The organism is Kitasatospora sp. NPDC057738 (genome assembly GCF_042798815.1).
GTDB classification, from domain to species: Bacteria; Actinomycetota; Actinomycetes; order Streptomycetales; family Streptomycetaceae; genus Kitasatospora; species Kitasatospora lactacystinica.
On record NZ_JBHVJT010000038.1, the window covers coordinates 76,333 to 84,329 of the forward strand.

The window sequence follows — 7,997 nt, forward strand, 5'->3', positions numbered from 1 at the left end:
ACGTTTCCGGTGTTGGTGACCAGGTAGGAGTACGTGACGGTCTGGCCCGCGGTGGAGACGGTCGTCGGGGAGACCGACTTGGCGATCGTCAGCGCCGGGGTCGAGGGCGGTGTCGCCGCGTTGAAGGAGTCCGAGGCCGTGACGGTGACGCCTGCGGTGGTGGTGGCGGTGACCGTGGAGGTGTCGGTCTCCTGGGTGCCGGGCTCCATCGCCGGGATGGTCCCCGTGCAGTCGAACGTCGCGCCCGGCACGAAGGGGCCGGCCCAGGTCGTACCGGTGGCCGGGCCGCCCAAGGGGGAGAAGTCGCAGGACAGGCCGGTGAGGGCCGGGCCGGACGTCGTGCTGTCGGTGACCTCCACGTTGCTCAGCACCAGCGACCCGTTGTTCCTGACGGTCATCGTCACCGGCGTCGGAGTGCCGGCGGGGACGGACTTGCCGGGTGCCGTGTTGTGGTCGCCGTTCGTCGGGCCCTCGTCGGTGGAGAACTTGACGATGGAGAGGTTGTTCCCGCCGCCGGAGTTGTTCCAGTTCGGGTTGTCCAGCGAGGTTCCGGCATTCTGGCTGGTGCCGTTCCCCATGGCGACCACGACGGTGTCCGAGAACTGCTTGAGGGTGTTGTCCGTGATCGTCACCGGCAGGATCAGCCCGACGCTCGTGTTCGCCGGGACGGTGACGGTGACCGAGATGCCGCTCGGAGTGCACGAGTTGAGGGTGGCCGTGCCGGTGTAGGTGACGTCGTTGCCCAGTGTGTTGGTGGCCGTGTCCAGGTTCTGCTGGGCGATGGTGGACGCGGGATCGGTGGAGTAGGGGAGTGCCAGCCCCGGCACGAACGCCGCGCAGTTGAAGGCCTGGCCGGCCTGGGCGGTGTCCGTGAACGTGGCCGTGGTGGCCGTCGTGCTCGCCGGGGTGTGCATCACCCAGACGATGTTCGTGTCCGGGAAGGCGGTGCCGGTGTAGATGAGCCCGTACTTCTCGGCGTTGGCGGGATTGCGGGGCGGCCACGGCTCGACGACGATCGGGGTGGTGAACGTGACCCCCGCGTTCGTCGTGTAGACGAGGTCCTGCGCGCCGTTGTTGTCGGTCGACAGCTGGGCGCTGATCGTGGTCTGCCCGCAGACGCCCGTGTGCGTCTCGACATAGGCGCCCATGGTGTACGTCACGACGGCGGGCTGGCCGGCGATGGTGGCGGTGCCGATGGCCGCGCCGGTGCCGTCCAGCACGGTCTGCGTGCCGGACGGGAAGTTCGCGAGCTGCGCCGGCATCGTGACCGAGAAGGTGTCACCCGCGTGGCTGCCGTCCGGGACGCACCAGGTGATCTGCGTGGTGACGGTCATCCCGGGATGGAGCGGCGCGGACGGCGATCCGGCCCAGGTGGTGGTGATACCGGTGATCGCATTGATCGAAGCGCTGTACGCGGGGGTCTGCGCCCCGTGGATCAGCACGGCCGCGAGCGCGGCCAGCACGACGACGGTCTGTCTGAGGGCAGGCCGCATCCTTGCCAGTAGTGGCATTGCTTCTCTCCTAGGAAATCCGGCGAACTCCATCCCGGAGCCGGTCGGCCTCCGACACCGCGGCCGATCGGCCGCGGGTGCGGGGTGTTCACCGTTGAGTCGCGTCGGCCGAATCCTTGCGGCGGCCGTTGAGTGCCTGGTGCGCGTCGGCGCCGGTCACGCTATGGAGCTTCTCGTCGTCACCCGCGACCTCCTCGGGGCCGGAACACCTGAATGGCTCTGCCGGGATCCGGGCCGGCCACACGCATTCGGGCGAACCGGCTTCCGTCCGATTCGACGGAGCGTGGTGAACGCGCCTCATCGGCATGACGTGGGTCGGCTCGCAGCAGTGCGAGAGAACGCACCGTCACATGCTGGATGCACAGCAGATGGTACGTGTCGGTACAGATCTTCCGGCGATTCTCCCTACCTGGCGCGTCGAGGGCGCGCAAGTCGAGGAGGAGACGCGATTGGGCCCGACCGGCCCGACCGGCCCGCACCGTCGGAGCTGCCGAGGCACCGGGGCCGGGGGCGAAGGCCGGGCCGGTGAGGCCGACAGGCGGTGATGGGGCCGGAAACGCGGACAGGGACCGGTGCCGGGTGGCGCCGGTCCCTGTCGGGCCGCGGGGGTGGGGCGAGGTCAGTAGGAGTCGGGGGTGTGCTGCTGCGGCGGGTGGGTGTCCCTGGGGGTGAAGGCGGTGGCCCAGGGGGTGGTGACGGTTTCCAGGACGCCGGGGGCCCGGGCCGGCGCCGGGGCGGGCTGCGGGGGGAGCGGTTCGGCGGCGCGGAGCTCGTCGATGCTCCTGGTCATGCCCGTCTTGAGGCGCGGCGTCAGGGGCTTCTCGATGAGCCGGTGGACCAGCCAGGAGGCGACGAGCATGCCGGTGACGACGATGGCGACCGCCGTCCAGGGCTTGGTGCCGTGGTCGTAGAGGGCGCGCAGGGCGGTCCAGCCCATGGCCTCGTGGAGGAGGTAGAGGGGGTAGGTGAGGGCGCCGGCGAAGGTGAGCCAGCGCCACTGGATCCGGGAGCCCCAGCCCATGGCCACCGCGGTGATCACGAGGTAGGAGAGGGTGGTCAGCAGGACGGCGGGCCAGGTCGGCAGCTCGGGCCGGCCCAGGACGGTGTTCACGTCGTGCTGGTGCTGGATGGTGTAGAGCACCGAGAGGATCCAGCTGATCCCGACGATGCCGAAGAGCATGAGGTTGGGACCGTACCGGTGGACCAGGTAGAGCGCGAGGCCGGCGACGAAGAACGAGGAGACGTCCGACATCGCGAAGAACTCCAGGACCGGCCACTTGGTGCTCGCCGAGACGATGCCGGCGACCGTCCAGATCGAGCAGAAGGCCACGATCCGCCGGTAGGTCACGCCCTGCCACACCACGATGGCGAACAGCAGGTAGAAGCGCAGCTCGGCCCAGAGCGTCCAGTAGACGGCGTCCACGTTCGGGATCCCCAGGCCCACGTGGAACATGGTGAGGTTGGCGAGGACCTGCTCCGAGGGGAGCGGCTGGCGTACGAGCGGCCACATCGTCACGACCGCGGTGGTGAGCAGGACGGCGAACCAGTACGCGGGGTAGAGCCGGATGACCCGGGAGCGGACGAAGTCGCCCACCGGACGGCCCCAGCTGCTCATGCAGATCACGAAGCCGCTGATCACGAAGAACAGGCAGATGCCCGTCCAGAGGTACGCGGCGGGCGCGGAGGCGCGGTGGAACACCTGCTCGGCCGGCTTGCCCCAGGCGCTGATCTCGGGCTTGGTACCGCCGCCGTAGCCGATGTAGTGGTGGAAGACCACCATCAGCGCGGCCAGGATGCGCAGGCCGTCCAGGACGGCGAGACGGCCGCCCTTGGCGGATTTGCGGCGGCCCGAGGAACCTGGTCGTTGCCGGGGGAAAATGCTCACGGCTGACGATAACGCACGCCCTGTAAGCCGCTTGCAGGCCCCTGCGCATGACAGGGCAGGGCGGCGACGGGCTGCGGCAGGGCGTTTTCCCGTGGTCGAGGCAAGTGCTGGGAGGGGCAGGGCCGCCTCCGGAGGCGGGGCGGGGGCGGGGGCGGACGGCGCGGTCGGGGAAGGCCGGGGACCGGCCGGGCGGACGGTGCGGTCGGGGAGGGCCGGGGACGGCCGGGGACGGCCGGCCCTCGGGAGTTCCGGACGCGCGCGCCCCGGCGCGGGAGTGGACCACCACCCCGCGCCAGGACGCACGACGCATCGGCGCGCGGAGGGCGCGCCGATCGGGGGACGCCGGTCGGAGGGCGTCGGTCAGAGCGTGCCGGTGATCGTGGTGCCGGTGTGGTTGCCCGGGATGGCGGTGAGGTCGAGGTTCTCGGGGGTGGCCCAGGTGCCGTCGTTGTGGCGGGCGGTGAGCAGGACCCTGTTGTCCGTGGTGGCGACGGCGAACACGGCGTCGGTGTCGACGGGCGCGGCGCTGATGCTGGTGCCCGTGACGTTGCCGATGACGCCGCCGAGGGACGTCACGGGCTGCCAGCTGTGGTTGAGGTAGCGCATGGTGTGGTACTGGCCGTCGCTCGCGATGAGAGCGAGGTTGAGGTCGTTGCCCTGGCGGGAGACGGCGACGCCGCTCACCGGGCCGGTGCTGCCCGCGGCCTCGGAGACCGCCCCCCAGGTGCCCCAGCTGCCGGAGCCGGTGCGCAGGGTGTGGTAGACCTTTCCGCCGGCCACGGCCGCGATGTGCAGTTCGGGTCCGGCGTCCCCGGACGCTCCGGCGGCCGAGATGGCGGTGATGCCGTTGAGCGGACCGGTGACGTCGGTGACCACGTTGAACGGGGTCCACTGGCCGGCGCCGTTGCGGATGGAGTGGTAGAGGGTGCCGTTGGCGACCACGACCACGTGCAGGTTGTCGCTGATGGAGGCGATGGAGACCTGGGTGATGCCGCTGAGGTCCGTGAGGGCGACGTTGAGGTCGGCGAACGTCTGCTTCCAGCCGCCGTCGAGGTTGCGGATGGCGTAGTGGAGGTGCCCGTCGCCGCCCAGGGCGATGATGTGGGTGTCGGCGTTGATGCCGGCCGAGGCGACGGCGCGCACCCCGCCGATGGAGCCGGCCGTGGCCTGGACGTCCTCGTACGGGGTCCAGGTGCCGTCGTAGAGACGGCTGGCGAAGTAGAGGTTGGCGTCGCTGCGCACCAGGGCCTGGGTCTTCCAGCCCAGGGACTTCGCCCGGGTCTGCTGCACCCAGCCGGCGACGTTGTCGACGCGGGTGTTGTAGGCGCCGGTGCGGGTCTCGGTCTCGCCGAGGCAGCCGCCCTGCCAGGAGCGGGAGGCGACGGCGACCAGCTCGGCCCTGCCGCCCGTCTCGCGGATCACGGGGGCGCCGGTGTCGCCCTTGCAGATCGCCGCGCCGCCGGTGCCGGTCGTGCCGAGGCCGGTGGCGGCCACGGTGTCGAGCGAGAAGGCGCCGGTGTGGAGCTTGCCCGGCACCCACTCGTCCTTGGTCCGGCCGTACGCGGGCACGCGCAGCGTCTGCCCGGCGGTCGGCGCGGCGGTGGCGACCGCCAGCGGGGCGATGCCGTCGACGGGCGTGGCCAGGCGTGCCATGACGAGGTCACGGCCGGCGTACGGCACCAGCTCGGACACCTCGGCGGTCCTGCCGCCGGTGGTGGTCAGGTCGGTGCGGCCGACGGTGGCGACGGTCTTCCACTTCGGCGCGCCGGCCGCCAGGGCCTGCGGCTGCGCCGGGTCGTCGGCGAAGCAGGAGGCGGCGGTCAGCACCCAGTTGCGGTCGACCAGCGCACCGGTGCAGGTGCGCAGGGTGTCGCCGATCGCCAGGCGCGCGGTGAAGGCGTAGGACCCGTCGGCGGCCGCGTTGCCGACCACGGCGCCGGCCGGGGGCGTGGCGAGGGTCGTCAGGGCTCCGGCGGCGAGGACGGCGGTCAGCGCGCCCGCCCGCAGGTTGCGGGACGAGGAGTTGCGAGGCATGAGTGGGCTCCCGAACGTGAGAGGTGGTGATGCGGGGCGGTGGCGGTCAGCCGGTGACGGTCAGCTCGACGAGGGCGGCCTTGTCGCCGCCGGTGCCTTCGCCGACTCCCTGGAAGCCGTTCGTGGGGACGTCGACGGTCTGGGTGGTGGTGCCGACGGTGAGGCCGGCGCGGACCGCGCGGCCGCCGCTGGTCTGGACGAAGAAGACGTCGGGCAGCTGGAGGGAGAGGGTTCCCGTCGTGCCGGTGACGGTGAAGCAGATCTGGTTGTCCGGGTTGCCCGGGGCCAGGGTCCCGATCTGGATCTGGTTGGGCTTGCCGCAGTCGGCGAGCAGGATGTGGCCGTCGCCGCGCAGCAGCTTCACCTTGGTGATGGCGGCGGCGCCGGGGTAGGAGAAGTCCTCGACGGCCGGCGGCGCGGCGGAGTTGTCCGCGGGGGTGGTGTCGGCGGCGGCGATCGCGGTGGCGCCGCCGAGGGCCGCGGCGGTCACCGCGGCGGTGGCCAGCCAGCGGCGGGCGGTGGTGGTGCGCAGGGGGTTGTGGGTCACCTGGGGCTCCATCGGAAGGTGAGCGGGGCGGGCGCGGGTCAGCCGGTGACGCGAAGTTCGAGCAGGGTGGTGGGCTTGCCGCTGCCGTTGCCGCTGCCGATCCCGACGGGGACGGCGGTGCCCTTGGCGATGTCGATGCTCTGGGAGGCGCCCTCGCTGGTGAGCTTGGCGTTGACCGAGTAGTCGTCGGTGCGGATCCGGAACACGTTGGGCACCTCGACGGCGAGGTAGCCGGTGGTGCCGGTGGCGCGGAAGCAGATCTGGTTGCCCTTGTCGTTGGGCAGGTCCCAGCTGAGCACGCTGATCTGGTCGTCGACGGCGCAGTCGGACAGCACGATGTGGCCGTCGCCGCGCAGCAGCTTCACGTTGGGGTACGGGGCCGGGCCGGGGTGGACGAAGTCCTCGACGGCCACCGGCGCGGCCGAGTTGTCCGCCGGGGTGCCGTCGGCGGAGGCGATCGCCGTGAGGCCGAGCGTGGCGGCCGCGGCGACGGCGCCGCCAACGAGCCAGCGGGACATGCGCTTTGACATGCCTAATCCTTTTCGTTCATCTCGCGTTGCCCTGATGGGCAGATCTTCGGAATCGGGTGACCGGCCTGAATGGTGGGCGAACCAGCCGGGTGTGGCGCAACGTCATTGTCGGTGCGAATGACATGAATTGACTGCGCCACAGATGTCGGAGCCGCAGGCGGAATCCGGCCCATCGAACCAGACGGGCCGGTGCCCGGACAACCACTTTCGGCGACTGGCCAGGCAAGATGTCACGCTTTCAAGGTCATTGGGTGCTTGTTGGCGATGCGGTTGTATTTGCTTGGCTATGCTCGCCGTCGGGTGATTCATTGCGCTCGCTTTGCCCGGCAACTCCCAGAATTCGTGGACGCTCTGATGGGACGTCATTTATCGTGGCTCCGCCGCGGCCGGGATACGGCCGACGTCGACACTGGAGGTTTCCCGTGCGCCAATCGATATCCCGCTCACGACGGCGAGGGAGGGGAGGGCCGCCGCTGCTGGGCAGGCTCTCCCTGGGGCTGTTGCCACTGGTTCTCACGGCGGGGCTGGTGGGGGCCGCGGGTCCGGGCGCCGCCGCCACCGGGCCGGCCATCGGGCAGGTCCAGCCGAGCGACCGCGAGCGTGCGGTGCAGGCGTGGCTCAACGGCGGCCCCCGGCTCCACGCGCTCGCGGAGGCCGCGCTCGCGGGCTCCGACCAGGACGTGAAGCGGTTCGTCGAGAACGAGCTCGCCGGGGCGCAGAGTGCGGACGACCTGCTCGCTGCCACGCAGATCTCCAGTGTGGGCGGGCCGAAGGTCCGCGAGGCCGCGGACAAGGCGATCGACGGGACGGCCGCGGATCGGCGTGCCTTCCTGGAGGGCGGCTGGCAGGCGGCGCTCGACGCGGACCGGCGGCTGTGGATCACCCGGATCACCGACCCCGCGATGGGTGCCGGGCGGAATCTCCAGGCGGCGGGTGATGCCGCGCTGCGCAGCAACACCAGTGACGACCTGCAGAAGTTCCTGACGGAGACCCAGTTCACCGCGAAGGACAGCGACGACCGGGTCAAGCTGGTCCAGATCCTGAGCTCCGGTGGCCCCAACGTCCAGGCGGCGGCGCGGATCGCGCTGAACGGGTCGATCCAGGACGTGCGCGACTTCCTCGCGACCGGCCAGTACATCGCGCAGAGCCGTGACCAGGAGCGCGCGAGCATCGCGCAGCTGGCGCAGCAGGCGAAGGACGCGAGCGCGCAGGCGGCCCAGGAGACGGCCGCGGCGATCGAGGCCAAGGACCAGGCGGTCCACAACTCGGAGCTGGCCAAGGCGGATGCCGCGCGGGCGGCTGTCGAGACGCAGCAGGCCGGCAATGACACGGCCAAGGCCACGGAGGCGGCGAACAGGGCCGCCGGCGCGGCCGACCGTGCGGGTGCGGCGGCGCAGACGGCGCTGACCGCCGCGCGTGCGGCCAACGCCTCGGCGCGCGCCGCCGCCGTCGCGGCGTCGAACGCGGCGGCGGCCGCGGCGGGTGCCCAG

At 71.5% G+C, this 7,997-nt stretch carries 6 protein-coding genes; 1 reads left to right on the forward strand and 5 read right to left on the reverse strand.

The window, feature by feature from the left end; all coding sequences use genetic code 11:
* From ACFVGO_RS21455 to ACFVGO_RS21475, 5 genes are all read right to left on the reverse strand, one after another.
* Positions 1-1,511: Ig-like domain-containing protein (locus tag ACFVGO_RS21455; RefSeq protein WP_380633411.1), on the reverse strand; the 1,511-nt coding region annotated here is incomplete at its 3' end.
* Positions 1,512-2,130: 619 nt separating this feature from the next.
* A complete protein-coding gene (locus ACFVGO_RS21460) occupies positions 2,131-3,396 on the reverse strand; it encodes an acyltransferase family protein (protein WP_380633413.1) in 1,266 nt (421 codons plus the stop codon).
* A gap of 360 nt (positions 3,397-3,756) precedes the next feature.
* Complete coding sequence (locus tag ACFVGO_RS21465; protein WP_380633415.1) at positions 3,757-5,430, reverse strand: trypsin-like serine protease; 1,674 nt, start codon at positions 5,428-5,430, stop codon at positions 3,757-3,759.
* 46 nt (positions 5,431-5,476) lie between these two features.
* On the reverse strand, positions 5,477-5,977 hold the full coding sequence (locus tag ACFVGO_RS21470; protein ID WP_380633417.1) for a hypothetical protein: 501 nt from the start codon (positions 5,975-5,977) through the stop codon (positions 5,477-5,479).
* A gap of 38 nt (positions 5,978-6,015) precedes the next feature.
* The gene (locus ACFVGO_RS21475) at positions 6,016-6,507 is read right to left on the reverse strand and encodes a hypothetical protein (RefSeq protein WP_380358978.1); all 492 of its coding nucleotides are present in this window, start codon (positions 6,505-6,507) and stop codon (positions 6,016-6,018) included.
* A gap of 500 nt (positions 6,508-7,007) precedes the next feature.
* On the opposite strand from ACFVGO_RS21475, the gene ACFVGO_RS21480 reads away from it, so the two are divergent.
* On the forward strand, positions 7,008-7,997 hold a 990-nt coding region (locus tag ACFVGO_RS21480), incomplete at its 3' end, for an ALF repeat-containing protein (protein ID WP_380633420.1).

What these genes read in the sequence shown, in the direction of transcription:
- ACFVGO_RS21465 (WP_380633415.1), bottom strand. Translation starts at nt 5,430, where the DNA reads ATGCCTCGCAACTCCTCGTCCCGCAACCTGCGGGCGGGCGCGCTGACC.
- ACFVGO_RS21475 (WP_380358978.1), bottom strand. Translation starts at nt 6,507, where the DNA reads ATGTCAAAGCGCATGTCCCGCTGGCTCGTTGGCGGCGCCGTCGCCGCG.